Origin of the sequence: Peribacillus frigoritolerans (assembly GCF_004358755.1) — a bacterium.
GTDB lineage: Bacteria > Bacillota > Bacilli > Bacillales > Bacillaceae > Bacillus_P.
In genome coordinates, this window is the sequence record NZ_SMZY01000002.1 from 1 (window position 1) to 25,454 (window position 25,454).

24 protein-coding genes are annotated in these 25,454 nt (G+C 42.6%); 1 reads left to right on the forward strand and 23 read right to left on the reverse strand.

All coding sequences use genetic code 11. The features are described from left to right. Positions 1 to 297 precede the first annotated feature (297 nt). The 13 genes from ftsY to E2R53_RS07585 form a co-directional block, all read right to left on the reverse strand. Positions 298 to 1,287: a signal recognition particle-docking protein FtsY gene (gene ftsY, locus E2R53_RS07525; RefSeq protein WP_133311202.1), complete on the reverse strand. Its 990-nt coding sequence runs from the start codon at positions 1,285 to 1,287 to the stop codon at positions 298 to 300. 14 nt (positions 1,288 to 1,301) lie between these two features. Next, positions 1,302 to 4,868 carry a chromosome segregation protein SMC gene (smc, locus tag E2R53_RS07530; protein ID WP_133311203.1) on the reverse strand — a complete coding sequence of 1,189 codons (3,567 nt, stop codon included), beginning with the start codon at positions 4,866 to 4,868 and terminating at the stop codon, positions 1,302 to 1,304. Positions 4,869 to 5,063: 195 nt separating this feature from the next. Next, positions 5,064 to 5,795, reverse strand: a complete 732-nt coding sequence (gene rnc, locus E2R53_RS07535; RefSeq protein ID WP_133311204.1) for a ribonuclease III — start codon at positions 5,793 to 5,795, stop codon at positions 5,064 to 5,066. 99 nt (positions 5,796 to 5,894) lie between these two features. Then, positions 5,895 to 6,128: an acyl carrier protein gene (acpP, locus tag E2R53_RS07540; RefSeq protein WP_070879146.1), complete on the reverse strand. Its 234-nt coding sequence runs from the start codon at positions 6,126 to 6,128 to the stop codon at positions 5,895 to 5,897. A 93-nt stretch (positions 6,129 to 6,221) separates the two neighbouring features. Next, positions 6,222 to 6,962, reverse strand: a complete 741-nt coding sequence (gene fabG / locus E2R53_RS07545) for a 3-oxoacyl-[acyl-carrier-protein] reductase (protein ID WP_070879145.1) — start codon at positions 6,960 to 6,962, stop codon at positions 6,222 to 6,224. Continuing rightward, positions 6,962 to 7,906: an ACP S-malonyltransferase gene (gene fabD / locus E2R53_RS07550; RefSeq protein ID WP_133311205.1), complete on the reverse strand. Its 945-nt coding sequence runs from the start codon at positions 7,904 to 7,906 to the stop codon at positions 6,962 to 6,964. Before fabD ends, fabG begins: the two co-directional genes overlap by 1 nt. Positions 7,907 to 7,909: 3 nt before the next feature. Beyond that, a complete protein-coding gene (plsX, locus tag E2R53_RS07555) occupies positions 7,910 to 8,920 on the reverse strand; it encodes a phosphate acyltransferase PlsX (protein WP_133311206.1) in 1,011 nt (336 codons plus the stop codon). Continuing rightward, on the reverse strand, positions 8,904 to 9,503 hold the full coding sequence (gene fapR, locus E2R53_RS07560) for a transcription factor FapR (RefSeq protein WP_133311207.1): 600 nt from the start codon (positions 9,501 to 9,503) through the stop codon (positions 8,904 to 8,906). The genes plsX and fapR overlap by 17 nt, the downstream gene beginning before the upstream one ends. A 112-nt stretch (positions 9,504 to 9,615) precedes the next feature. Then, a complete protein-coding gene (gene recG / locus E2R53_RS07565; RefSeq protein WP_133311208.1) occupies positions 9,616 to 11,670 on the reverse strand; it encodes an ATP-dependent DNA helicase RecG in 2,055 nt (684 codons plus the stop codon). After that, a complete protein-coding gene (gene sdaAA, locus E2R53_RS07570; RefSeq protein WP_133311209.1) occupies positions 11,657 to 12,544 on the reverse strand; it encodes an L-serine ammonia-lyase, iron-sulfur-dependent, subunit alpha in 888 nt (295 codons plus the stop codon). The genes recG and sdaAA overlap by 14 nt, the downstream gene beginning before the upstream one ends. A 36-nt stretch (positions 12,545 to 12,580) precedes the next feature. Next, positions 12,581 to 13,243 (reverse strand): L-serine ammonia-lyase, iron-sulfur-dependent subunit beta, encoded by a 663-nt coding sequence (gene sdaAB / locus E2R53_RS07575; protein ID WP_070879139.1) that lies wholly within the window; start codon positions 13,241 to 13,243, stop codon positions 12,581 to 12,583. 174 nt (positions 13,244 to 13,417) lie between these two features. Next, positions 13,418 to 15,094, reverse strand: a complete 1,677-nt coding sequence (locus E2R53_RS07580) for a DAK2 domain-containing protein (protein ID WP_133311210.1) — start codon at positions 15,092 to 15,094, stop codon at positions 13,418 to 13,420. 17 nt (positions 15,095 to 15,111) lie between these two features. Next, on the reverse strand, positions 15,112 to 15,474 hold the full coding sequence (locus E2R53_RS07585) for an Asp23/Gls24 family envelope stress response protein (protein ID WP_070879137.1): 363 nt from the start codon (positions 15,472 to 15,474) through the stop codon (positions 15,112 to 15,114). A 277-nt stretch (positions 15,475 to 15,751) separates the two neighbouring features. Here E2R53_RS07585 and rpmB point away from each other — a divergent pair, with 277 nt between their 5' ends. Next, positions 15,752 to 15,940, forward strand: a complete 189-nt coding sequence (gene rpmB / locus E2R53_RS07590; protein WP_070879136.1) for a 50S ribosomal protein L28 — start codon at positions 15,752 to 15,754, stop codon at positions 15,938 to 15,940. A 208-nt stretch (positions 15,941 to 16,148) separates the two neighbouring features. Here the strand turns inward: rpmB and spoVM are convergent, their stop codons facing one another. The 10 genes from spoVM to def all read right to left on the reverse strand — a co-directional run bounded on the left by spoVM (position 16,149) and on the right by def (position 25,405). Beyond that, positions 16,149 to 16,229 (reverse strand): stage V sporulation protein SpoVM, encoded by an 81-nt coding sequence (spoVM, locus tag E2R53_RS07595; RefSeq protein WP_003328987.1) that lies wholly within the window; start codon positions 16,227 to 16,229, stop codon positions 16,149 to 16,151. Between the two features lie 138 nt (positions 16,230 to 16,367). After that, complete coding sequence (locus E2R53_RS07600; protein WP_133311211.1) at positions 16,368 to 17,009, reverse strand: thiamine diphosphokinase; 642 nt, start codon at positions 17,007 to 17,009, stop codon at positions 16,368 to 16,370. A gap of 229 nt (positions 17,010 to 17,238) precedes the next feature. Then, entirely contained in the window at positions 17,239 to 17,886 is a 648-nt protein-coding gene (rpe, locus tag E2R53_RS07605) for a ribulose-phosphate 3-epimerase (RefSeq protein ID WP_133311212.1), read from the reverse strand. A 2-nt stretch (positions 17,887 to 17,888) separates the two neighbouring features. Beyond that, positions 17,889 to 18,773 carry a ribosome small subunit-dependent GTPase A gene (gene rsgA / locus E2R53_RS07610; protein ID WP_133311213.1) on the reverse strand — a complete coding sequence of 295 codons (885 nt, stop codon included), beginning with the start codon at positions 18,771 to 18,773 and terminating at the stop codon, positions 17,889 to 17,891. Positions 18,774 to 18,800: 27 nt separating this feature from the next. Next, positions 18,801 to 20,777 (reverse strand): Stk1 family PASTA domain-containing Ser/Thr kinase, encoded by a 1,977-nt coding sequence (pknB, locus tag E2R53_RS07615; RefSeq protein WP_133311214.1) that lies wholly within the window; start codon positions 20,775 to 20,777, stop codon positions 18,801 to 18,803. Further along, positions 20,771 to 21,532, reverse strand: a complete 762-nt coding sequence (locus E2R53_RS07620; RefSeq protein WP_133311215.1) for a Stp1/IreP family PP2C-type Ser/Thr phosphatase — start codon at positions 21,530 to 21,532, stop codon at positions 20,771 to 20,773. The genes pknB and E2R53_RS07620 overlap by 7 nt, the downstream gene beginning before the upstream one ends. 4 nt (positions 21,533 to 21,536) lie before the next feature. Continuing rightward, entirely contained in the window at positions 21,537 to 22,628 is a 1,092-nt protein-coding gene (gene rlmN, locus E2R53_RS07625; RefSeq protein WP_070879129.1) for a 23S rRNA (adenine(2503)-C(2))-methyltransferase RlmN, read from the reverse strand. 2 nt (positions 22,629 to 22,630) lie between these two features. Further along, positions 22,631 to 23,977 (reverse strand): 16S rRNA (cytosine(967)-C(5))-methyltransferase RsmB, encoded by a 1,347-nt coding sequence (gene rsmB / locus E2R53_RS07630; RefSeq protein ID WP_133311216.1) that lies wholly within the window; start codon positions 23,975 to 23,977, stop codon positions 22,631 to 22,633. Next, positions 23,961 to 24,917 carry a methionyl-tRNA formyltransferase gene (gene fmt, locus E2R53_RS07635; RefSeq protein WP_133311217.1) on the reverse strand — a complete coding sequence of 319 codons (957 nt, stop codon included), beginning with the start codon at positions 24,915 to 24,917 and terminating at the stop codon, positions 23,961 to 23,963. The genes rsmB and fmt overlap by 17 nt, the downstream gene beginning before the upstream one ends. 5 nt (positions 24,918 to 24,922) lie before the next feature. Further along, complete coding sequence (def, locus tag E2R53_RS07640; protein WP_133311218.1) at positions 24,923 to 25,405, reverse strand: peptide deformylase; 483 nt, start codon at positions 25,403 to 25,405, stop codon at positions 24,923 to 24,925. Positions 25,406 to 25,454 lie beyond the last annotated feature (49 nt).

Consider the following 25,454-nt stretch of genomic DNA (forward strand, 5'->3'; position numbering starts at 1 on the left):
CGGAACCGACTGTTCAGACCCGACAGACAGATAAGGCTCATCCAGTGAAGGCGCTTTTTGCCTTTGCTGGATGAGACGTTCTGGCCGAGGGTCTAGGAGGTGGAGCTGGACAATGAGAAAAGCGGAATCGCCCGTTTAGCGCAGGCTGACAGATGTGAAGGCGGTTTTTGCCTTTGCTTCTGTGATTTACAATAGTATCATGATCATTTTCAAGTTTTCAGCCTATCTTTTCTCAAGATAAGAAAAAACTGCCTCATCACAGCCTATTCACGGCTTCATGAGACAGTTTTATTCTGTTTATGCTTCTTCCACTAAATCAGCAAATAATCCATATACATACTGTTCAGCATCAAATTCCTGGAGGTCATCCATTTTTTCGCCAAGGCCGACAAATTTCACCGGTATGCTCAGTTCATTGCGGATGGCGAGAACGATGCCGCCTTTTGCTGTACCATCAAGCTTCGTCAGGACGATGCCTGATACATCTGTTGCCTGAGAAAATTGTTTCGCCTGGACCATGGCATTTTGGCCGGTTGTTGCGTCAAGGACAAGCAGCACTTCGTGAGGAGCGCCGGGAATTTCACGTTCGATCACGCGCTTCACTTTTTCGAGTTCTTTCATGAGGTTTACCTTATTTTGCAGACGTCCTGCTGTATCGCATAATAAGACATCTACTTTTCTTGCTTTAGCTGCCTGGACTGCATCAAACATGACAGCTGCGGGATCAGAGCCGGCTGACTGCTTAATGACATCCACTCCTGTGCGCTCTCCCCAAACTTCCAGCTGTTCAATCGCACCAGCGCGGAATGTGTCTCCTGCAGCGAGCAGAACGGATTTGCCCTCCCGTTTAAGCTTGTGTGCGAGTTTGCCGATTGTCGTTGTTTTTCCAACACCGTTTACTCCGACAAACAAGACGACGTTTAATCGGCCTTCTTGAATATCAAGTTTTGGAGATTCAGCATCTTCCCCTTGATAGATGTCAACGAGCTTTTCTGAAATGACAGAACGCACATCTTTTGAATCTTGGATGTTGCGGCGCTTTACTTCTGTTTTCAGCTCATCAATCAGTTCCATGACCGTTGATACGCCAACATCGGCACCGATCAAAACTTCTTCAAGCTCTTCAAAAAACTCTTCGTCTACTTTGCGGTAGCGGGCTACAAGATTATTCACCCGTTCTGAAAATGAGACCCGTGTTTTTGTCAGGCCGTCTTTAAATTTTTCCGGTGAAGAATCCGGCTCTTGCTGCTGTGTAAATTTCTCTTTTAATTTTTTAAAAAAACTCATTCAGCTTCTTCCTTTCATCCTGATTGCACAAATTCTTTTGTTTCTTCCAAGCGGACTGAAACCATCTTGGAAACGCCTGACTCCTGCATGGTAACGCCATACAGTACATCAGCATCTTCCATCGTGCCTTTGCGGTGTGTGATAACGATAAATTGTGTGTCTTTGCTGAATTTCTTCAGATATTGAGAAAACCTGTGGACATTCGCTTCATCAAGGGCTGCTTCGACCTCATCAAGAACACAAAATGGCACCGGACGGACTTTTAAAATGGAGAAAAGCAATGCAATTGCTGTTAATGCACGCTCTCCGCCTGATAAAAGACCGAGGTTTTGAAGTTTTTTTCCTGGAGGCTGAGCGACAATATCAACCCCTGTGTTCAGCAGATCATCTGGATATGTAAGTCTGAGCTCTGCACGGCCGCCTCCAAACAGCGCTTGAAAGACAGACTCAAAATGAGATCTGATTTGGGTGAAGGTATGATGAAATCTCTTTTTCATTTCTTCATCCATTTCGCCAATAACCTGATAGAGAGTGTCTTTGGCTTCTTGAAGGTCATTGCGCTGATCACTAAGAAAATGGAATCGTTCTGAAACCCTTTCATATTCATCAATCGCTCCAAGATTGACCGTTCCCAGCTCTTCAATCGCAAGTTTAATGAGTTTTACCCGCTTGCGTGCCTCACCCGCATCAAGATCCAGAACATATTTTTCTTTGGCAGCTTCAAATGAAAGCAAGTATTCCTGACGCAAATGATTCAGTCGATTATCAAGTTCTACATCGAATCGGTTTAATCTGACCTCTTCATCTTTCAGCAGATCTGAAAGCTGCTTATGCTGCCTGTTTAATTCTTTCAATTCCCGTTCAGAAACTTCAAGCTGATCCTGAAGTTTCAGGCGCTGATTTCGTCTGACGGAAATCAGTTCAATCGTTTTGTTTTTGTCTTCGCGTTTTTGACGGGCTGTTTCCTCTAATTTTTCTTCTCCAGAAAAATTGGAATTCATTTCATCGTGCAGGAAATTCAAATCTTCCCGCGCTTCCGTCAATTTTTTATGCTGATCATCAAGCTCATGCTTTGTGCGTTTTGCTTTTTCAAGCTGATTTTCGAGTGATTGCTTTTTGCTTGCTAATACAACTTTCAGATCGGTTATCTCGTTTTGAACTTCTTCTTTTGAAGATTGCTGGGTTGTTTTTTGTACAGATAATTCGGCAATAAGCTGATCAAGATCCTTCATTTTTTCCTTTGAAGCATCCAGCTGCACCGCAAGCTCTTCTTTCCGCTTTATCATTCTTGCCTCTTCAATCTGATATGATTCTTTTTCGGCATCATAAAGAGAAAGATGATTGTTTACATTCTTCTCGTTCATTTCCATCTCTCTCAGTTCGGAACGGACTGACTGTGTTTCAATCCGCAGCTGCTCTCCTTTTTCTCTTTGAAGTTCAACCTGCTGATCCAGAGCTGAAATCGAGTGCTTCAGCGATTTCACGTCTTCTTCAAGCTGACTTGTTTTGTCGCTCATTTCATTAAATTGCTTTTCAATTGTTTCTAATTCGCGGCTGCGGCTTAAGAGTGAATTGTTTTTTTGCTTGACGGCTCCTCCTGTCATCGATCCCCCGGGATTTACGACATCTCCGCCCACAGTAACAAAGCGAAAACGGTAGTTTAGCAGTTTAGCAAGTTCATTTGCGCCCTTTAAATCTTCTGTGACAACGACTGTGCCGAGCAGATTAGATACAGCTTTATGGTAGCGAGGGTCAAAAGAAACCAGTTCTGAAGCAATTCCTTTAAAAGCACTGTGGCTTCTCAATGTTTGGAGATCATGCGGTGAAACGGTGCGTTCCTTCATGACAGTCAGCGGCAGGAATGTCGCACGCCCAAACGCATTTTTCTTCAGATAAGAAATCGCTGTTCTTGCAGCTTGTTCGTCTTCAACTACCACATGCTGCGCAGCACCGCCAAGGGCAATTTCTACCGCTGTCTCATATTGCTTGTCCGTTGATATAAGCTCTGCAATGGCGCCATGAATGCCTTGAAGCTGATTGCGCTGCTTCAGGACTTCTTTTACACCCTGGAAGAATCCTGCGTAATCCTCCTGCATGGCCTCAAGCATTTCTTTGCGCGATTTTGTCTGCTGCAAATATTGATAGGCTTGATAAAGTGCCGTTTCTCTTTTTTGATAAGCTGCTTTGTCCTTCTCTAATTTTGCCTGTGCGGCACGGAAGGTTTTAATTTGTTCATCCAGCTGAGCTTCAAGTAAAGAGAGCTTTGCTTCAAGTCTTCTCTTTTTCTCTTCAATCTCATTTCGTTCGTTAATGTACTTTTGATTTGCTTCTTTTAACCGGCCGGTTTTTTTTGTTTGCTGATCCATTTGATCATCTATGTATGTCATTTCATTTCTTGCCTGTGCCTGGGCATTCAGCAAATCAAAATATTCACTTTTGAGAGATTCAATTTTCTCTTCAATGTTCTGATCATACGTTGACAGCAGTGTTTGTTTCTCCTGAAGCTGTTTTTTAAGTTCGCTGACTTCTTTTTGTAGATGTTCCAATAATGCTGACTGGGTTTTCTTTTCATTCTCAAGAGCTGCTGTCCGTTCAGATGCTTCTTCTATTATTTTTTGCAGCTGAGATTTATTCTGATGGGCATTTTTTTTGCGCTCTTTAAGAACTTCTTTGCGGCCTTCAAGCTTTTCGAGGTCCTCGCTTGCAAGAAGCAGCACTTGCTGAAGATCATTAATAGATTCGTCGAGTGCCTGGGACTGATCCCTGGTTTGTTCAATTTCGGCCTCTTTCTTTTGAACAGAGGCAAACAGACTGCTTTCTTGCAGTCTTCCATTCTCAACAGTCTGTGATAAAGACTCCCATTTTTTATGAAGCTCTTCAATTTCATAAACCGTGAGAGCTACTTCAAATTGCTCAAGTTCTTCTTTTTTCTCCAGAAAATCCTTTGCAATCGATGCCTGAATTTTAAGAGGCTCGACCTGGCCTTCAAGTTCATGAAGAATATCTTGAACACGATTAAGATTTTCCTGCGTTTCCGCTAATTTGAATTCTGCTTTTTTCTTTCGTGTTTTATATTTTAAAACACCTGCCGCTTCTTCAAAGATGCTGCGTCTTTCCTCTGCTTTGCTGCTGAGAATTTCTTCCACTTTCCCTTGGCTGATAATTGAAAAAGCTTCTTTGCCAAGTCCGGAATCCATAAAAAGATCGACAATATCTTTCAGACGGCAAGACTGATTGTTAATATAAAAGTCGCTTTCACCAGATCTGTATACTCTCCTCGTAACCGATACCTCATGATAATCGATCGGCAGAAACTGGTCCTCGTTATCAAGAGTCAGAGTAACCTCCGCCATATTTACGCCTTTTCTTGAGTCGCTTCCGGCAAAGATAATATCCTCCATTTTCGTTCCCCGGAGTGACCTTGCCGACTGCTCGCCAAGCACCCATCTTATGGCATCGGTAATATTGCTTTTCCCGCTGCCGTTTGGTCCGACTACCGCGGTCACGCCTTTAACAAAATCTACATTCACCCGCTCTGCGAATGATTTAAACCCTACTATATCCAAACGTTTGAGGAACATTTAGGATCCTCCCTACTATTCTTTAAAATCAACCATATTCTATCATAATTCAGGGCAGTATGTTTAAAAAGATAAAGCCCCTTCCCGCAATCCATCCAGATGCAGCGAACTATTAATAGAAATCTTGCACGAAACCATTATTCAAAAACTGCCGGACATAAAGAGAACCCCCTGAATTCCGGGGGTTAATTCAACTTAATGAGGTTTCAGTTTTGTTAATGCTTCCTGCGCGGCATGCTGTTCAGCCACTTTTTTGGATTTGCCGTTTCCGGTTCCGAGGATTTCTCCATTCAAAGAGACAGTCGCCACAAATTCGCGATTGTGGGCAGGACCCTTCTCCTGAAGAATTTTATATTCCAAAGAACCTTTGCTGTCTCTTTGAACAAACTCCTGAAGCTGACTTTTAAAATCCATCACATGAGAAAAAGCACCATCATTAATTTTAGGAAATACACATTTTTCTAAAAAGGCAACGACAGGATCAAGCCCTGAATCCAAATATAAAGCTCCAATAAATGCTTCAAAAACATCTGCCAGCAGAGCAGGTCTTGCTCTTCCGCCAGTCATTTCTTCACCTTTACCAAGCAGTACAAGCTTTCCAAATGATAATTCATTTGCAAATGCAACAAGCGACGGCTCACATACAATAGCCGCTCGGACCTTTGTTAAGTCCCCTTCGCTCATTGTTGGATATTTCTTAAATAAAAACTGAGAAATCGTTAACTCTAAAACCGCATCTCCTAAAAATTCCAGTCTTTCATTGTCCTCGTAAGGCTTTTTGCGATGCTCATTCACATAGGATGAATGTGTGAAGGCTTGATACAAAAGTCTTTCATTTTGAAATGTATGGCCAATTTGTTCTTGAAATTGTTTGAATTCTGCTTTTTTGACAAACGATCTTCTCTCTCTGTAATTCATCTTCGGCATAGGTACCTCCATCACTTAAACAACCGCATCTTTTCTTTTTTGTTCCCATGTTTTAAAAGGGATAAAGCCCCGCTTTAAAACGGGACTTTAAATGCAACATTACTGTTGACTTTGTATGTAGTTCACAGCGTCACCCACTGTTGCAATTGTTTCTGCATCTTCATCAGAAATCTCCATGTCGAACTCATCTTCAAGTTCCATTACAAGTTCTACTACATCAAGGGAATCCGCACCTAAATCGTCTTTAAAAGAAGCTTCCATTTTTACTTCAGCCTCATCAACACCAAGACGGTCAACGATAATTTTCGTTACGCGAGCTAGTACATCTGCCATAACATTTCACCTCCCCTCAAAGTATTATAGTGTATATCCTATTAAAAAACTAGCCGAAATCAGAGAATCCAAAGCAAGACACAAAATTCTTTTTTACATGACCATTCCGCCGTCAATATGGATCGTCTGCCCTGTGATATAGCTGCTTTTATCAGAAGCTAAGAACGTGACCGCATTTGAAATATCAGATGGCTCACCAAAGCGGGCAAGCGGAATTTGCTTCAGCATTTCGGTTTTCACTTCTTCAGTTAGTTTATCCGTCATATCGGTTGTGATAAACCCGGGTGCAATGGCATTGACTGTAATATTTCTCGATGAAAGCTCTTTAGCTGCGGTTTTTGTTAAACCGATCACACCTGCTTTAGCCGCTACATAATTGGCCTGGCCAGGATTTCCGCTTACCCCGACGATGGATGCAATATTGATGATTCGGCCTTGACGCTGCTTCATCATTTGTCGTGTTACCGCTTTAGTCGTCAGAAAAACACCTTTCAAATTGATGTTGATGACATCATCCCACTCAGAGTCTTTCATTCTCATCAGAAGATTATCTTTTGTAATGCCGGCATTGTTTACTAGTATATCCAGTCTGCCAAATTGCTCAACTGTTGCTTTGACCATCGCAGCTACAGCCTCACTGTCGCTGACATCTGCCTGAACGGCAAATGCTTCTCTGCCGAGCGCTTTTATTTCATCGACAACTTCATTGGCTTTTGCTTCGCTTCCTGCGTAATTCACCGCTACATTTGCACCATTTTGAGCCAGTTCAAGTGCAATGGCGCGGCCGATTCCTCTTGATGCACCAGTAACTAATGCCACTTTACCTTCAACCATTATTTGACCTCCCTGAGCTTTTCGATTGCAGCTTCGATTGATGCCAAGTCAGATACAGCAATCGTGTTTACCTTGCGATCGATTTTTTTCACTAATCCTGAAAGAACTTTTCCAGGCCCGATTTCAACGAAAGTCGTTACACCCTGTTCTATCATTTCACTGACCGATTGCTCCCATTTGACTGGAGAAAACAATTGTTCGAAGAGCAGGTTTTTTATGTCTGCACTGCGTGTTACAGGTGATGCTGTAACATTTGCCACTACAGGGACAGCTGCATCACTAAGACTGACTTCATCAAGTATGCTTTTGAACTTTTCTGCAGCAGGCTTCATCAGCTCTGAATGAAACGGACCGCTCACATCAAGCGGGATTGCTCTTTTAGCGCCATTCTCCTTTGCTAATGCTGACGCCTTTTCTACACCTTCTGCCGTACCTGAAATGACAATCTGACCAGGGCAATTCAAATTCGCCAGCTGCACAGAGAAACCATCGTTTGTGATTTGTTCTGTCACTTCACGCAGATCCTCTAAATTCATTCCAAGAATCGCCGCCATCGCTCCGACGCCAGCAGGAACAGCTTCGTTCATATATTCTCCGCGTTTTCTGACAGCATATACAGCATCTTCAAAGGAAAGGACTCCGCCTGCCACAAGTGCCGTGTATTCTCCAAGACTGTGTCCGGCAACAAAATCAGGCTGAATTCCGCTTTCTTTGAATTTTTCCAAAACAGCGATGCTTGCTGTCAGCAGAGCAGGCTGTGCGTTGTACGTCAATGTCAGCTTTTCTTGCGGACCTTCAAAGATTATTTCAGAAAGCTGAATACCAAGCTTTTCATCTGCAGCTGCAAACACGCTTCGCGATGCTTCCACTTCATCATATAAATCTTTCCCCATGCCGACAGTCTGTGATCCTTGACCGGGAAAAATAAAGGCTAGTTTACTCATATTCTATCTCCTCTCAAGATCCCGAACAGAGTTCGTTTTCTCAATTGTTTGCTGAATCGTTTTGCAGACATCGTTGTTTACCATCTCGCGCGCCTGACGGATTGCATTATAAACAGCGTTAGGGTCTGAAGAGCCGTGCGCTTTAATAACAGGAGCCTTCAGTCCGAATAATCCGGCACCGCCGTACTCGGAGTAATCCATCTTCCCTTTGATTTCTTTTAATTGCGGCTTTAATACTGCGGCTGCGAGTTTTGATTTCATATTGCTGGTTAATGCTGTCTTCAGCATTTTAAATACGGACAGCGCCGTTCCCTCTACCGTTTTTAAAGCAACATTGCCGGTAAATCCGTCTGTTACGACAACATCTGCTGCTCCGTCAAGCAAATCTCTCGCTTCAACGTTTCCAATAAAGTTAAGATCAGATTCTTTCAATAATTGAAAAGCTGCTTTTGTCAGTTCATTTCCCTTTTTGTCCTCTGTGCCGACATTCAGCAATCCTATTCTTGGATTTGCAAGTCCGCGGACCTGTTTGGCATAAATGGAGCCCATGATCGCGTATTGCTGCAAATGCTCAGGCTTTGCGTCTACATTTGCCCCAACATCCAGCATGAGAAAGCCCTGTCCTTCTATAGTAGGAAGTGTCGGCGATAATGCAGGCCGTTCAATGCCGTCTATTCTGCCGACAATAAATAGCCCGGCTGTCATTAATGCTCCGGTGTTGCCTGCAGAAATACAGGCATCAGCCTGTCCTTCTTTTACAGCGTTTGCCATCAGCACCATTGATGCATCTTTTTTTCTTCTCACCGCTCTGACAGGTTCATCTGTTCCTTCAATGACGGTATCCGTATGTACAATTGTAATTCTTTCCGGATTAGAAAGATGTTCTTTTATAAGAGTTTCTCTGCCGTATAAGGTAATCTCAATATCTTTAAATAGAGTGACAGCTTTCATTGCACCTTCTACGATAGCTTTAGGAGCGTTGTCCCCTCCCATTGCATCAATTGCGATCTTCATTGCTGAAACCTGCCTTTTTCATTGTTTTTGACCGGTACATTTCAAATGTGCCGGAGAAGACCAGCTCAGTTCCGACATAACTGTTTACATCGACCGTGGTTCTTCCTTTGTCTTCATCCATTTTTATCACTTTAGCTTTAGCGATTACTCTCTCTTTTTCTTTAACCTGCCTGGTAAAACGAATATTTGCCTTAGCTGTTAAAGCCAGTTCATCGTCAATGACAGCAACTGCCAGTGAATTCGCCTGAGCAAATAAATGATGGCCGCGGGCGATTTGGTTCCGGACAAACACGTGCTCTTTTTTCACTTCAAAAATAGAAATGGCTGAGGAATCAAGATCAAGGTCGATAATTTCGCCGATTACTTCTTCTAACGGAAGTGATTTCACTTCATCGTCAAGCTGCTTGACGGCTACATGTTTAATCCGTTCGCGAAGCTCCGGAATCGAAAGCTCAAGCCGGTCAAGCCTGATTGTCTGAATGCTGACACTGAATTTATCTGCCAGTTCTTCGTCTGTAATAAAAGGTGTATCATTTATAGTCTGCTGCAGCATCGACTGCCGCTCTTTTTTGGATTTTCTCATTTAGTCTGACACCGTCCGCACTCTTAAGACTAGGTACTAATAGTAGTATATAATCAAATAAAGCAGATTGCAAGGTCCAAATGCAATCTGCTTTCTCTATTGTAGTAATCTATTAATCTAATTTATCTCCATCAACTACCCCTGTTTGTTCAAGATACTCCCTGAGTTCCCTATAGTCATCTGAGTGCCAGAAAGCATCGGATTGAACGAGCTTTGCAGCATCACTTCTGGCTGTTTCAAGCGCACGGTAATCATGAACCATATCAGCCACTTTAAACTCAGGCATTCCGCTTTGCTTCCTGCCAAAAAAGTCTCCCGGCCCTCTGAGCTCGAGGTCTTTCTCTGACAGCTCAAAGCCATCCGCTGTTTCTGTCATCACACGCATGCGTTCTTTGCCTGTTTCTGATTTCGGATCAGCAAGCAGGATACAGTATGACTGGGAGCTTCCTCGTCCTACCCTGCCTCTTAATTGATGAAGCTGCGAAAGTCCGAAGCGCTCTGCATCATAAATCATCATAACCGTCGCATTCGGTACATTGACTCCCACTTCAACAACAGTTGTGGAAACTAAAATTTGAACCCGGTTTTCACTGAACTCCCTCATCACTTCGTCTTTTTCCGCACTTGTCAGTCTGCCGTGCATCAGTCCCACATTCCATTTATCTTTATAAAAGTGAACGAGTGTGCTGTGAACGTCGATTGCATTTTGAACATCAAGCTTATCGGATTCCTCAATAAGGGGGCAGATGACATAAGCCTGTCTTCCTGCCTGCAGTTCTTTATGAATAAAACGAAGGATGCGGTCCAGCATTTCGTGCTTCACCCAATACGTTTCAATTTGTTTTCGCCCAGCAGGAAGTTCGTCAATCACAGAGACATCCATTTCGCCAAATGCCGTGATGGCAAGCGTCCTTGGAATAGGTGTAGCTGTCATAAACAGGACATCCGGATTTTCTCCTTTAGCACGCAGCACTTTTCTCTGCTCAACACCAAAGCGGTGCTGTTCATCTGTAATCACGAGTCCAAGCTTTGCAAAATGGACATCCTGCTGAATCAGGGCATGCGTTCCGACAACAAATTGAATTTCGCCATCTACAACTCTCTGCAGAAGTTCTCTTCTTTTTTTCCCTTTCACCGAACTGGTAAGCAAAGCGACAGTGACAGGGGATCGGCTGAAGGTTTCCGATAGTGATTCTGCATGCTGCTCAGCGAGAATTTCTGTCGGCACCATCAATGCAGCTTGATAACCGGATAAATGAGCGGCATACATAGCAATGGCCGCAACAACTGTTTTACCTGAGCCCACATCTCCCTGAAGGAGGCGGTTCATGCGGTAGTTTGACTTCATGTCAGTTAAGATTTCCCCGACTACCCTCTGCTGGGCATTAGTTAGAGGAAAAGGAAGAGATTCGGTAAATCCGTCTAATTGCAATGGGTCGATCTGATGGATAATTCCATGAGACTGCTCGCGCTGGAATTTTCGCAAAGCCTGCATTTTCAGCTGGAAAAGAAGGAATTCCTCATAGACAAAATATCTTCTTGCATGCTTTAAATCCTCATGCTTCAAGGGGTGATGCATGGTAAAAATGGCTTCTTTTTTTGCGGGCAGACGATACGCGGCCATCAGCTGTTCCGGAATCATATCCGTGATGTCAGATGCGTATTGACTTAGTGCCTGATTGATGAACTTTCTCATCGTTTTGACCGTGATCTTTTCTTTAACTGAGTATACCGGTTCGATTTCATGCTGCTTTGCCTGAGGGCCAAATACGATTTCGCTCACGGAAATCGTCTGGCGGTGCTTGTCCCATTTTCCCGAAATCGTGATGGTGGACTGCAGCTCAAGCTTCTTTTTATAATACGGGCGGTTAAAAAACACGGCACTGATTAAGTATCTTCCAACAAGAACCCGGACAGTCAGCCTTGATTTCTTTTTGCCGAAAAAGGCAAGAGAAGGTTCACTATGAACCTTCCCCTCGACTGTCACCCGTTCATCATGCTGTACTTCCGCTAAGTCCTTCAGGCGATAATCTTCATAACGATATGGCAAATATTCAATTAAATCTTTGACAGTATAAATGCCCATTTCATTCAAGATTTCTTCTGACTCAGCTCCTATCCCCTTTACGGCACTGACAGGCTGCATGAGGGTATTAGCCGCGTTCATCAAGAGAGATCCCAAAAATTTTCGCCTCGAGTTCACGGCCGGTCGGAGTGGCCGCGAGTCCGCCCTGAGCTGTTTCTTTAAGAGCCGTCGGCATCGATTGGCCGATGCGGAACATAGCATCGATTACCTCATCACACGGGATGCGGCTCGTAATGCCTGCTAAAGCCATGTCAGCCGCGATCATAGCATTTGCTGCTCCCATAGCATTTCTTTTTACACATGGAACTTCTACTAGACCGGCAACCGGATCACAAACAAGTCCAAGCATATTTTTCAGAGTAATTGCCATCGCCTCTGCAGCCTGACTGGGCGTGCCGCCTGCCATCTCTGTTATTGCAGCTGCAGCCATGCCTGAAGCAGATCCGACTTCAGCCTGACAGCCGCCGGCAGCGCCGGAAATGGATGCGTTATTTGCAACCACAAAGCCAAAAGCACCAGAAGTAAACAGAAAATCAATCATTTGTTCTCTGCTTGGATTTAATTTAGCTTTTACCGCAAAAAGAGTTCCAGGAACAACGCCCGCCGATCCTGCAGTAGGGGTTGCGCAAATGGTTCCCATTGCAGCATTCACTTCGTTTGTGGCAACCGCTTTACTGACGGCATCCAGAATAATTTCTCCTGATAGGAAATTCCCCTTTTGGATATATGCCTGCATGAGAACGGCGTCTCCTCCAGTCAGCCCAGAATGAGATTTCACACCTGCAAGTCCCTTTTCAACAGCTTGTTCCATGACCGTTAAATTCTGATCCATCATGGACAAAATTTGATCGCGTGTTCTTCCGGTCATTTCCATTTCCTGCTGAATCATAATTTCTGCTATTTTAACGCCCTTGCTTTCAGCAAGTTCGATTAGTTCTGCTACATTTCGAAACATGTTTTTTCCCCCAGTCACATCACTGCTTCTTTCAGCTTAATCTGCTATTTTCGTTACTTGAAGAATATTCGGCAGTGTTTTAAGTTCATCCAGTACAGCAATATCGATGTTTTGATCCACTTCAATCGTCATTAAAGCAAGCTTGCCTTTTTCCTTGCGCGCCACATTCATATGGCCAATATTAATCGCATATTTTGCCAGAACATTCGCTACAGCAGCAATGGCGCCAAAACGGTCGTTGTGAACAACTAAAATGGCAGGATGATTTCCTGATAATTTCAGTTCAAATCCATTCAGTTCAGTGATCTCAATTTTCCCTCCGCCGATCGAGATTCCAACAAGCTCAAGCTGGCCCTGATCATCACCGATGATGACACGCGCCGTATTCGGGTGATCCGTTATCGCTTCTTCTTCTGTGAAGGTTACTTTCATTCCTTTTTGATCTGCAATCTCTAAAGATGTTTTGATTCTTTCATCAAATGTATCAAAGTCAAGCAAGCCGCCGATAATGGCTACATCTGTGCCGTGGCCTTTAAATGTTTTGGCAAACGAGCCGTAAAACGAAATCGCCGCCCACTTCGGCTCTCTTCCAAACAGGCTCCGTGCCACTCTCCCGATTCTTGCAGCCCCTGCTGTATGCGAGCTTGACGGGCCGATCATAATGGGTCCAATGATATCAAATACACTTCTATATTTCATAAAATCCCCCTAAGCTTAGAAAAAAGTTACTGAAAAAAATCTTAATCTACCCCTGCAAGTCTCAGTTTACCAGAAAATGACCGATTGCGAAAACGTAATCATACTGGAAAAAAAGTTCGGGAAATTTCAGCTCACATAAGAAATAGAAGGGGGATCCCCTTCTATTTTTTTGTTTTATTCAATTGAAAAGATGTAAGAATATAGAGGCTGTTCACCTTTATGAACTTCCACTTCAATTTCTTCATATGTTTCTTCGATGAATCGCACCAATTCCTGCAGCTCATCATCAGCAGCATCTTCACCTTGAAGAATTGTAAGAATTTCATCATCTTCTGAAATTATCGTTTCAAGAAGCTTTTTCGCAGAGGCTAATTGGTTTGTGTCTTTAGTAACAATTTTGCCGTTTGCAATTCCCATGAAGTCTCCCTTTTCAATATCAAGTCCGTCAATATTCGTATCGCGGACAGCGTACGTAATTTGACCTGTTTTGACAGAGCCAAGGGCTTCTTTCATGATTTCTTCATTATCTTCTGCAGATCCCGAGGGATTGAATGCAAGCAATGCAGCCATTCCCTGAGGCACTGTTTTTGATGGAATAACAATTACGTGATCATCAACAACAGAAGCCGCCTGCTGAGCAGCCATGACAATATTTGAATTGTTAGGCAGGATAATGACATTCTCTGCATGAACATCTTTAATGGCCTGAACAATATCCTCAGTGCTAGGATTCATCGTTTGTCCGCCTTCAATGACTGAATGAGAGCCGATGCTTCTGAAAAGATCTGCAATCCCTTTCCCCATTGTCACAGTAACGATGCCGTATTTTTGTTTTTCCTTCTTTTTGGAAACGGGTTCAGCAGCAGTCATAGACGGAGCGTCATCAAGCAAGCTTGTGTGCTGCTGGCGCATGTTTTCTATTTTCATGTTGATCAGGCTTCCATAACGCTGTGCATATGTAAGAACTTGGCCCGGATATTCTGCGTGGATATGTACTTTAACGATTTCCTCATCAGCAATGACTAATAAAGAATCACCGTGCTCGCTGAGATCCTGTCTGAACGTCTCTTCAGTAAAAGCGTCTTTATCGTCTTCAAACCGAACCATGAATTCCGTACAGTAGCCAAATTCAATGTCTTCTGTATTGATGTGGGAAGCTACACTTTTATGATGTTCAGCACTTACAAGATCCGTCATCGAAGCAGTAACCTTAATATTTGACACCTTTTCGCCTCTTAATTCGGCAAGGAAACCTTCATAAACAAATACAAGTCCCTGGCCGCCGCTGTCGACTACTCCAACTTCTTTAAGAACAGGCAATAAATCCGGCGTTCTCTCTAAAGATGCTTTAGCTTCTGTTAAAATCGCTTCCATTAATTGATCGATTGAAATAGATGGATCAGCTTCAATTGTATCAACCGCTTTTTTGGCAGAGTCTTTAGCAACAGTTAAAATCGTACCTTCAACAGGTTTCATTACCGCTTTATAAGCAGTATTTACACCAGCCTGAAGTGCGTTTGCAAAATCGGCGCTTGTAATCGTGCTTTTTGATTCGATTGCTTTTGAAAAACCTCTGAACAGCTGAGACAGAATAACACCTGAATTTCCGCGGGCTCCCATTAATAAACCTTTTGAGAGTGCTGCACCGGTTTTGCCGATGTGTTCAGATACATGATTTTGAACCTCTTTCGCGCCTGAAGTCATCGAAAGGTTCATATTTGTTCCGGTATCTCCATCCGGAACAGGAAAAACGTTTAATGCATCAACGTATTTTGCATTGTTTGACAGGTGTCCTGCTCCCTGCAAAATCATTTCTGCAAAACGTTTTCCATCTAAAGTTGTAATTGACACGGACTTTTTCCTCCTTACTACGGGTTCGTTACACGAACACTCTGAACAAAAATATTGACTGAATCAACAGCTAGTCCAACTGTTTTATCCAGTGTGTACTTCACTTTCGTTTGAACATTATGAGCCACTTCAGAGATTTTAGTTCCGTAGCTGACGATAATGTACATATCAATATTGATATGATCTTCTTCTTGACGGACAATAACTCCGCGGCTGAAATTTTCTTTTCTTAAGATCTCAGTGATGCCGTCTTTGATCTGGTTTTTTGACGCCATTCCGACAATGCCATAACAGTCTATTGCTGCACCGCCTGCAACCGTTGCAATGACTTCATTGGATATGTCAATTTGTCCGTACTTTGTTTTCATCTCAATGGACATGATTGTTCCCCCTTTGGAATTGTTCGCATAGGCTAAAGCTATTTTACTATATACAAGCGATTTTTAAAAGTCATTCTATATCACTGCCACGGGACATCTTACCCTATAGTATTATTCAGCATCAATTATTCATGTATGTCAAGGAAAAATTCTTGAAAGCAAAAGCAAGAACTATTGCATTCCGAAAGGAGTTGTGATAAATTATTAAAGTATCTCATGACAAACAAGATCAGTATGTTTGAATTGGAAAGGTTTTTTGCAGTTAGGAGGGAATACGATGGCACGTAAATGCGTAATCACAGGTAAAAAAACACGTTCTGGAAACACACGTTCTCACGCAATGAACGCTTCAAAACGTACTTGGGGTGCTAACCTTCAAAAAGTACGTATCTTAGTTGACGGCAAACCAAAACGCGTATATGTATCTGCTCGAGCTTTAAAATCTGGTAAAGTTGAGCGTGTTTAATCAAAAGCTTTAAGCTTTTGACCCGTTCATTTCTATAGATTTTCTAAAACGAATTCAGGACGGGATTAAAACATATGAAAAAAGCACCGCTTTGGCGGTGCTTTTTTTATATTCTCAATGCCTTGGATAATGGCCCAACAAGGCAAAAAGCGCCTTCTTAGGTCATTTCTATATTACTTTAATGACCAGGGCGCTTTGCTTTTGGTATTTAGTCTTTTTTAAATGATCCCAGCATCGCCCGAACGATGCCACCTAAAAATTTCGGTAATTTGATCGTATAAAATTTCATACTTTCCCTCCTCAGCCATTCGTTCAAAATGATGATGAAAGATTCAGCGGATCTGTTTTTTCATTCTTCATCGTATGCGAAGCAAGTGCAGCCCCGATTATTTTTTTAAACATCATAGTTTAAAAAACGCTCCAGAAGTTATTCATCAGTACTTCTTACCATCATTAATATGCCTTGCTCAAACGAAAAAGTACCGAACGAAAGAATAAGTTCATTACTAATACATAGTGTAGAGCCAAGCTTAATATGACAATTTGAAAGCGGGTATTTAAAGCCAAGAAGGGTAATGCCTTTTACTTCACCGGTTACAGGAAGAAACGAAATATACGGATGATTGCTTTCACTTCCGATATGATAAGTGCCTGGCAAATGCACTGTTATTTCATTCGTATGATCAATGATTTTAATCGGTGCATCCGGATACTTTGCAAGCAGCTGAGTATTTGCAAGAAAATGATCCAGTCTTCCCCCTGTTGAACCGAATAAAAAAATTTCATCGGGTTCCTGCAAAATTGCCCATTCTAAAGCAATCTCCGTATCGGTTTGATCCTTTTCCGAAGGAAACAAGTCCATTTCAAAAGACGATTTCGCTAAATCCTCACGTTCATGATCTGAAATGGAATCAAAGTCTCCAAAAGCTCTGTCGGGGGTAATGCCTGCTTCCTGCAGGAAGATGACTCCCCTGTCAACACCAATCCAGATAACTGAATCCTTGTCATAGCTTGCTAAAGATGGAATGTACTTTTTCGGTCCGCCTGCAACAATGTAAATTGATTTCATTTTCCTCACCTATCCAGTAAACATAATAATATTATTGTTAAAACGAATTTTTAAAAAGAGGTTGTCCAGAAAGTCTGGTTTCACAAAATTGTTGTTTTCGATAATAAATGTTGTCCGTTCCTTTCCGCTCCACTTACAAGTTTACGAAAAGAACCTACAGAAAAAAGCAGGCAGGAAATACCATTTGTTTTCCTGCCTGCTTCATTTTATAGACTTATTGGACAATCCCTTAAGCATTTCTTATTTCACGAATGGCTTTCATGCGATCTTGTTGATTATATATTGCTGAACCGGCAACAAGGACATTTGCTCCTGCCTCAATGCAAAGCTTGGCTGTTTCTGTATTTACTCCGCCATCCACTTCAATTTCCGTATGCAATCCGCGTGCTTTCACCATTTCTGCTACTTCAGTGATTTTCGGCAGCACAGAATGAATAAAGGATTGACCGCCGAACCCTGGATTGACGGTCATAAGAAGAACCATATCAAGTTCGTCAAGAACGTGTTTAATGACATCGGCCGGTGTATGAGGATTAAGAACTACCCCCGCTTTTACACCTTCGGACTTGATCAGCTGAATGGTCCGGTGCAGATGAGGGCATGCTTCTGCGTGAACAGTAATGATATCCGCACCCATTTTAGCAAATGTACGGATGAAAGCATCAGGATTCTCAATCATTAAATGAACATCTAAAGGGAGTTTTGTAACCGGTCTGATCGCTTCAACAATCAGCGGTCCGATTGTGATATTAGGTACAAAATGGCCATCCATCACATCGACATGAATATAATCCGCTCCCCCTCTTTCAACATCCTCAATTTCTGCTCCAAGGCGGGAAAAGTCAGCTGAAAGAATTGATGGTGCAATTTTAATCATGGTTAGTACCTCGGCTTTCTATCCTTAATTTCTTCAATAAAACTCAAATAATGGTCATACCGGTATTTCGGGATATCCCCATTTTCCACTGCCGTCTTAACCGCACATTTCGGCTCTGACACATGTGTGCAGGCTCTGAATTTGCATTGATCGCTTTTTTCTCTCATTTCCGGAAAACAATACGAAAGATCTTCAACTTCAATATTCAAAAATTCCAATGAACTGAAGCCAGGTGTATCTGCTACCAGCCCTGATCCGACAGGAATAAGCTCTACATGCCTTGTCGTATGCTTTCCGCGGCCCAAATGGGCAGAGATATCGCTCGTTTTAAGGGCAAGTTCAGGCCGCAGCACATTTAAAAGAGATGATTTTCCAACACCGGACTGTCCGGCAAATACCGAGATGCGGTCATTTAACAATGGAAGAAGCTCGGCAATGCCATCAGCTTCAAGTGTAGAAGTCAGTCTCACTTCATATCCCATTTTGCGGTAATCATCCGCATAGGCAAAAATCTCATTCTTCTGTTTTTCATCTTCAATCAAATCCGTTTTGCTGATGCAAATAATCGGTTCAATCTCGTTCGATTCAATAAGGACTAAAAAGCGGTCCAGCAGCACCGTGCTGAAATCAGGCTCAACAGCTGAAAATACAAGGATTGCCTGATCGACATTTGCAATCGGCGGACGCACAAGCTCGTTTTTTCTGTCCAGTACCTCCTGGATGGTGCCTTCCCGTTCATTTTCGTAATCATAAATGACTTCGTCGCCAACGAGCGGTGTTACTTTATTTTTACGGAAGACTCCGCGTCCGCGGCACTGGATCGTCCGCTCTCCATCAAGACAATAATAAAATCCGCTTAACGCTTTAATAATTTTGCCTTTAGGCATACATTTCCTCCTTGATGCTGCAGGGTATTACTCTGGGTATGGAATAATTTCAGATTTCACAACCCTGTTTTCGATGATAACCTGATAAAAAGCTTTATCTCCAGGTGCAATCGAAAATTCGATTTCGCGTGAATCGTTCTCAGTGATCGTAAACTGATTAAACACATCCGAAATTGAATGCTCTGCATCATCTATGTTAATACTGACCTCGGCTGGCTGTCCCGCAAGCTCTGGCGGATAAGGAATTTCGATCTTTTTCTTCACTTTTTGAATTGGCATTGGTTCGGGACCAAGTGAAATTGTCGCTTCAAGCGTATCTCCAGGGAGTACTTTTTCAGATGGTCCAGGAGATTGTGTGATGACTTCTCCTTTGCTTACGGTGTCTGAATAAACATCTTTCCTGACTAATTCCAGATCTTTTTCTTCTATATAAGCTTTCAAAGCTTCCTCTGAATAGCCGGTCAAATCCTGAAGCTCAAACTCCTCAGGTCCCTTGCTTATCGTTAAGACAAGCTCATCTTCTCCTGGTATGACCTCAACTCCAGGTTCAGGGTCCTGTTCTAAAATCGTTCCATCCGCTGCTTCATTAAATTCTTCTACAACACTTATTTTTGTAAATCCTTTTCGTTCAAGAAGATCACGGACACGGTTAATATCGCGGTTCACATAATCATCCAGCTCTACTTTCGCTTTGCCTGAGCTCTCATAAATGATGATTGCATCCCCTTCTTTTACCGTTTTTCCTGCTTCAGGTTTTGTTTTAACAACATAGCCTTCCTGAATTTCTTCATCTTCAACAAAAATCGGGTCATCCACTACAAATTTTTCATCAAGCAGCTGTTTAACAGCCTCTTCATACTGCATTCCCGATAAATCAGGCACCTCAACATCCTTTGGCATAAGCAATGATGGAACAACAGTTACAGCTGCCACGCTTGCTACTAAAAGCAAAAGAAAGATTGTCAGTATAATCATGCCGGCTTTGTTCTTTTTCTTCTTTTCTTTTTTGCCTTTTTTATTTGCCTCTTTTACCGGCTTTTTTGTTTCATCTGTTCCTATGTTCTCAGGAGCGCGGACCATCGTATCGTCGGTCTTTTCATACATATTGGAATCCGTTATGATCGGAATCGCTTTTGTGGCTTCATTATCTTCCGGAATGACGAATTTCTCTTCGTTTAGCCGTTCTGGCTTCAGGGCAGTTGAAATATCTTCTTCCAATTCTTCAGCCGATTCATATCTGTGAAAGGTATCCTTGGCCATTGCCTTTAAAATGATATTCTCCACACTCTGCGGGATTGTGGCATTCCACCTTTTTGCAGAAGGTGTTTCGGACTGCAGATGTTTCAGAGCAATGGAAATGGCAGATTCCCCGTCAAAAGGGAGTCTGCCCGTAAGCAGCTCAAAAAGAACGATTCCAAGGGAATAAATATCTGATTTTTTATTCGCCATTCCTCCGCGCGCCTGTTCTGGCGACAAATAATGAACAGAGCCCAGCACAGAGTTCGTCTGGGTAATAGTCGTAGAGCTGAGCGCCATTGCGATGCCGAAGTCAGTTACCTTTACATTTCCATGGGGATCGATCAGAATATTGTGCGGCTTAATATCACGATGGACAATATGATTTTCATGGGCGTGTGCAATTGCGGATACGATCTGCTCCATGATATTTAAAGCTTCTCTTGGATGAAGGGGTGCATATTGCTGTATGTATTGTTTTAACGTATTGCCTTCAACGTATTCCATGACGATGTAATAGATGCCATCCTCTTCTCCAACATCAAAAATACTGACAATATTAGGATGGGCAAGGCTTGTTGCTGATTGAGCCTCTCGTCTGAATCTCTTAATAAATTCATCATCATTTGAAAAATCAAATCTTAGGACTTTCATTGCAACATCGCGATCTAAGATCATATCCCGCGCCAAATATACGTTTGCCATTCCTCCGCCGCCAATAACCCGAAGAATTTTATACCTGCCGCTTAATCGCTTGCCGATTAACACGTCTGATCACCCTCTTTGATTTCAGACGGCTGTTTGACGATGACGAGTGAAATATTATCCTCTCCTCCATTATCATTTGCCTGATTGACCAAAGATAATGCAATTTCGTCAAGTGACCCGATAGAGGTTAGCGTCTGCATCATTTCACTCTCGCCAACTTTGTTGGATAGTCCATCGGAGCATAATAGCAGAATATCTGATTCCTCAAGACAAATGGATGTCAGATCAAGTTCAACGTGTTCTTCTGTTCCTAAAGCCCTTACAAGAACATTTTTTCGGGGATGATGTTCTGCATCTTCCTTTGAAATCTGTCCTGATCGCACGAGTTCATTTACAAGCGAATGATCCTCGGTTATTTGTTTAAAACCGTCAGTGTTGCATAAGTAACCCCGGCTGTCGCCGATATGACCGATTGTGGCAAAGCTTTCTGTGCAGATTGCCGCAACTACAGTTGTCCCCATTCCTTTGCAGTCCGGATTTGTCAATGCATGTTCAAGCAAAATAGCATTCACTTTTTCGATATGCTCTTTGAGCCAATGTACAGCAAGGTCAGGGGAAGAAATGCGGGAAGCTGATTCCCACATTTCTTTCAGCGTTGCAATGGTCATTTGACTTGCAACATCCCCTGCTAAGTGACCTCCCATACCATCTGCAACAACCGCGAGCACATCTCCGTCTTCATTATTAAAGACGCCAACACTGTCTTCATTATGCTGTCTTACTTTTCCCCTGTCTGTTACTATAACGGTTTCCATGAAGTCACCTCGTCTCTTCTTTGCGCTCCTTCGCTCTAAGCTGACCGCATGCTGCATCAATGTCGTGTCCCTGCTCACGTCTGGTCGTTACGTTTATGCCGCGCTTTTTCAATGTCTTCTCAAACAGATCAATCTGTTCTCTTGGCGTTCTGACATAGTCTCGTTCAGGCACATAGTTGACCGGAATTAAGTTCACATGACATTTGAGATGCTTAATAAGCTTCGCGAGCTCTTCAGCGTGCTCTACCTGATCATTTACTCCGCCAAATAAACCATATTCAAAACTCACGCGGCGGCCTGTTTTATTCACATAATACTCAATGGCTTCCATCAGTTCAGGAAGCTTGTATGCCTTGTTGATTGGCATTAAACGGCTTCTAAGCTCCGTATTTGGAGCATGCAGAGAAACGGCAAAGTTAATTTGCAGATGTTCATCTGCAAATTTATAGATTTTTGGAATGATCCCGCTCGTTGAAACGGTAATATGGCGGGCTCCAATATTTAATCCATCGTCATGATTAATGATTTTAAGGAATCCCATCATTTCATCATAATTGTCAAATGGTTCGCCGATGCCCATGATGACCACATGACTCACGCGTTCTCCAAGCTCATCAAGTGCCTTCTGTACTTTTACGACTTGAGCAACGATTTCTCCTGCTTCTAAATTGCGTTTTAATCCGCCAAGTGTTGATGCACAGAACGTACAGCCAATCCGGCATCCGACTTGTGTTGTTACACAAACCGAATTTCCATATTCATGGCGCATCAGTACGGTTTCAATCGAATAACCGTCATGAAGTTCAAATAAAAACTTCATTGTGCCGTCATTTGAAGTTTGCTGAATGATCGTTTTAAGTGTTGTTAAAACAAAGTTCTCATCAAGCTTGCTTCTCAGTGCTTTAGGCAAATTTGACATTTCCTCAAAAGAGGATGCTCTTTTAATATAAAGCCAGTCAAAAATTTGAGCAGCTCTGAACGGCTTCTCGCCTTTCTCTGTTAACCAATCTTGCAATTCTCCGAGTTCAAGAGAATAAATGGAAGGTTTTACTTGATCTTTGATGACTGTTTTTTTTGTACGTTTTACTTCTTCCATTTTTACACCTTCTTTCTTAAGCTTGCTATATAAAATCCGTCCGTGCCGAAATAATGCGGCAGTATTTGAAGCTGGCCATCAGCAGCAAATGGTTTTGCAGGCTGCGGCAAGCGGTCAATTAATGAACGATCGAGCTCATAATCACTGTGTTTTTCTAAAAATGCCTGTACGACTTGTCCATTTTCTTCATGATCAATTGTACATGTGCTATAGATTAGTGTACCATCTTTTTTCAATAAAGGCGCGACTGAAGAAAGAATTGCCAGCTGTATTTCGGAAAGACGCCCAACATCCTCTTCTGTTTTTGAATATTTTATATCCGGTTTTCGGCGGATGACGCCAAATCCTGAACAAGGTGCATCAACTAAAATTTTATCAAACTGGCCGTTTTCAAATCGGGTATGAGCCTTTCTGCTGTCGAGCGCTTCTGTCTTAATATTGCTCAGGTGAAGACGTTCTGCCTGCTCTTTAATTAATTTCACCTTATGCTCATGCAAATCAAGTGAATGAACGGATCCCGTGTTTTCGAGGATTTCAGCAATATGCGTTGATTTACCGCCTGGTGCAGCGCATGCGTCAAGCACACTGTCGCCTTTTTGCAATCCAAGCGTTCTTGCTACAAGCATTGAGCTTTCGTCCTGGATTGTAAAGCAGCCCTTTTTAAATTCTTCTGTTTGAGTAAGATTTCCCTTCAGGCTTTTAATGGCATCTTCTGTCAGGTCGCCTTTTTCAGTTTGAATCCCTTTTCGCTCAAGTATGTCCATCAATTCCTCAGGTGATTGTTTCATTTGATTCACCCGTGCTGTGACACTTGGCGGTGTGATATTTGCCTCGCACATTTTTCTTGTTTCGCAAATTCCAAGCTGGGCGATCCAGCGCTGAACAAGCCAGAGCGGATGACTTGTTTCTACTGCAATCCGTTTTGCATCATCTTTAATGGAATCAAAGGCCGGCACACCTTCACGCTGAAGCGACCTTAAAATACCATTTACAAAAGAGGCAATCCCTTTATGCCCCCTTGACTTGGCAATTTCCACCGCTTCAAATAATACGGCCCTCTCAGGCACCCGGTCCAGATAAACCATTTGATAAACTGAAAGGCGCAGCAGATTCATGACCCACTGTTCTGTCTTTTTGGCATTCTTCAAGAACGGCGCGAGGTAAAAATCAATCGTATCTTTGCGCTGAAGAGTTCCATAAACCATTTCAGTCAGCAGAGGAATATCGATTTCTTTCACATTATTCTTCTTGATCATAGAATTTAAAAGAAGATGGCTGTATGCCTGATTTTTTTCAATTGTCAGCAGTGTTTCCAAAGCAACCTCGCGGACATTATTTGTTTTCTTCATTTTGCTCTCCCAACTTTTCTCCTGCCTGCATTTGCGTGCCTCTCAGAAAATCTTCTCCGCTCATCTTTTTCTTTCCGGATGGCTGGAGCTCTGTAATTTTGATTGCCGTGCTGTCACCAGTAGCCACAACAAAGCCATCAGAATCGATTCCAATGATTGTACCAGGTGCTGCTGTATTTTTATTTGGCATTTTTTCACCCCACCAAATCTTTACAACTTGATCATTCATGTGGGTGTAGGCAACTGGCCATGGATGCAGACCGCGGATATGATCATAGATTTCCTGGCCGCTTTTCGTCCAGTCAATCTTCTCTTGTTCGCGCTTGATGTTTGATGCGAATGTTGCTTTTTCATTATCCTGCTTGCGCGGAGTCAGCATTCCTTCAAGCAGCATGGGCAGCGTTTCTGCCAATAGATCAGCTCCGGCAGCACTCAGTTTATCATGAAGAGTCCCTACATGATCTCGCTCTTCAATTGTCACTTCTGCCTGAGTCAGGATATCACCGGCATCAAGTTTTTCAACCATGTACATGATCGTGATGCCCGTTTTCTTTTTGCCCTGAAGGATAGAATAATGAATAGGAGCTCCGCCTCTTAGCTCAGGAAGCAATGATGCATGAACATTTATGCAGCCGAACTTGGGCGCTTCTAATAATTCATTCGGCAGAATTTGACCGAATGCAGCTGTTACGACCAGATCCGGTTTGAGAGCAAGCACTTGTTCAAGCTCTTTTTTATCTCTGATTTTTTCCGGCTGAAGCACAGGAATCTTCTGTTTTTCCGCTTCTACTTTTACTGGAGGAGGTGTCAGTGTTTTTTTGCGCCCTTTAGGACGGTCAGGCTGAGTAACTACTCCAACAACTTCATAGCCTTCTGCCACGAGTCTTTTTAAAACAGGAACTGAAAAATCAGGCGTTCCCATAAAAACGATTCTAGTCATGCCAATCATCCTTCCGATTCTTCTAGCTCTTCTTCTTTAAGATATTTTTTCACTTTTGACGTAAACAAAATTCCTTGCAGGTGATCAATTTCATGCTGTATTGCTCTAGCTAAAAAACCATTTGCTTCAATGACAAATGGTTTGCCTTTTCGATTTTGAGCTCTTACTTTAACAAAATCGCTGCGTTCTACTTCCCCATATAAACCCGGGAAGCTTAAGCAGCCTTCTGGTCCTGTCTGAGAGCCGCTCTTCTCTATAATAACTGGATTAATCAGTTCGATTGTTCCATGATGGTCATCAATGTCAACTACAGCTGCTTGAATAGGTATTCCCACTTGAGGAGCAGCAAGACCCACCCCGTCAAGTTCAATCATTGTATCATACATGTCTTTTAATAACTTTGAAAGCTTTCTGTCAAAGACGGTGACAGGTTCGCATTCTTGCTCCAGCACTTCTGCCGGGTGCACTACAATTGGTTTTATAGCCAATGAAACATCCTCCAGATTTATCTTTATTTTATTTAGTTTAGACGCATAT

What these genes read in the sequence shown, in the direction of transcription:
- ftsY (WP_133311202.1), bottom strand. Translation starts at nt 1,287, where the DNA reads ATGAGTTTTTTTAAAAAATTAAAAGAGAAATTTACACAGCAGCAAGAG.
- smc (WP_133311203.1), bottom strand. Translation starts at nt 4,868, where the DNA reads ATGTTCCTCAAACGTTTGGATATAGTAGGGTTTAAATCATTCGCAGAG.
- rnc (WP_133311204.1), bottom strand. Translation starts at nt 5,795, where the DNA reads ATGCCGAAGATGAATTACAGAGAGAGAAGATCGTTTGTCAAAAAAGCA.
- acpP (WP_070879146.1), bottom strand. Translation starts at nt 6,128, where the DNA reads ATGGCAGATGTACTAGCTCGCGTAACGAAAATTATCGTTGACCGTCTT.
- fabG (WP_070879145.1), bottom strand. Translation starts at nt 6,962, where the DNA reads ATGGTTGAAGGTAAAGTGGCATTAGTTACTGGTGCATCAAGAGGAATC.
- fabD (WP_133311205.1), bottom strand. Translation starts at nt 7,906, where the DNA reads ATGAGTAAACTAGCCTTTATTTTTCCCGGTCAAGGATCACAGACTGTC.
- plsX (WP_133311206.1), bottom strand. Translation starts at nt 8,920, where the DNA reads ATGAAGATCGCAATTGATGCAATGGGAGGGGACAACGCTCCTAAAGCT.
- fapR (WP_133311207.1), bottom strand. Translation starts at nt 9,503, where the DNA reads ATGAGAAAATCCAAAAAAGAGCGGCAGTCGATGCTGCAGCAGACTATA.
- recG (WP_133311208.1), bottom strand. Translation starts at nt 11,670, where the DNA reads ATGAACGCGGCTAATACCCTCATGCAGCCTGTCAGTGCCGTAAAGGGG.
- sdaAA (WP_133311209.1), bottom strand. Translation starts at nt 12,544, where the DNA reads ATGTTTCGAAATGTAGCAGAACTAATCGAACTTGCTGAAAGCAAGGGC.
- sdaAB (WP_070879139.1), bottom strand. Translation starts at nt 13,243, where the DNA reads ATGAAATATAGAAGTGTATTTGATATCATTGGACCCATTATGATCGGC.
- E2R53_RS07585 (WP_070879137.1), bottom strand. Translation starts at nt 15,474, where the DNA reads ATGTCCATTGAGATGAAAACAAAGTACGGACAAATTGACATATCCAAT.
- rpmB (WP_070879136.1), top strand. Translation starts at nt 15,752, where the DNA reads ATGGCACGTAAATGCGTAATCACAGGTAAAAAAACACGTTCTGGAAAC.
- spoVM (WP_003328987.1), bottom strand. Translation starts at nt 16,229, where the DNA reads ATGAAATTTTATACGATCAAATTACCGAAATTTTTAGGTGGCATCGTT.
- E2R53_RS07600 (WP_133311211.1), bottom strand. Translation starts at nt 17,009, where the DNA reads ATGAAATCAATTTACATTGTTGCAGGCGGACCGAAAAAGTACATTCCA.
- rpe (WP_133311212.1), bottom strand. Translation starts at nt 17,886, where the DNA reads ATGATTAAAATTGCACCATCAATTCTTTCAGCTGACTTTTCCCGCCTT.
- rsgA (WP_133311213.1), bottom strand. Translation starts at nt 18,773, where the DNA reads ATGCCTAAAGGCAAAATTATTAAAGCGTTAAGCGGATTTTATTATTGT.
- E2R53_RS07620 (WP_133311215.1), bottom strand. Translation starts at nt 21,532, where the DNA reads ATGGAAACCGTTATAGTAACAGACAGGGGAAAAGTAAGACAGCATAAT.
- rlmN (WP_070879129.1), bottom strand. Translation starts at nt 22,628, where the DNA reads ATGGAAGAAGTAAAACGTACAAAAAAAACAGTCATCAAAGATCAAGTA.
- rsmB (WP_133311216.1), bottom strand. Translation starts at nt 23,977, where the DNA reads ATGAAGAAAACAAATAATGTCCGCGAGGTTGCTTTGGAAACACTGCTG.
- fmt (WP_133311217.1), bottom strand. Translation starts at nt 24,917, where the DNA reads ATGACTAGAATCGTTTTTATGGGAACGCCTGATTTTTCAGTTCCTGTT.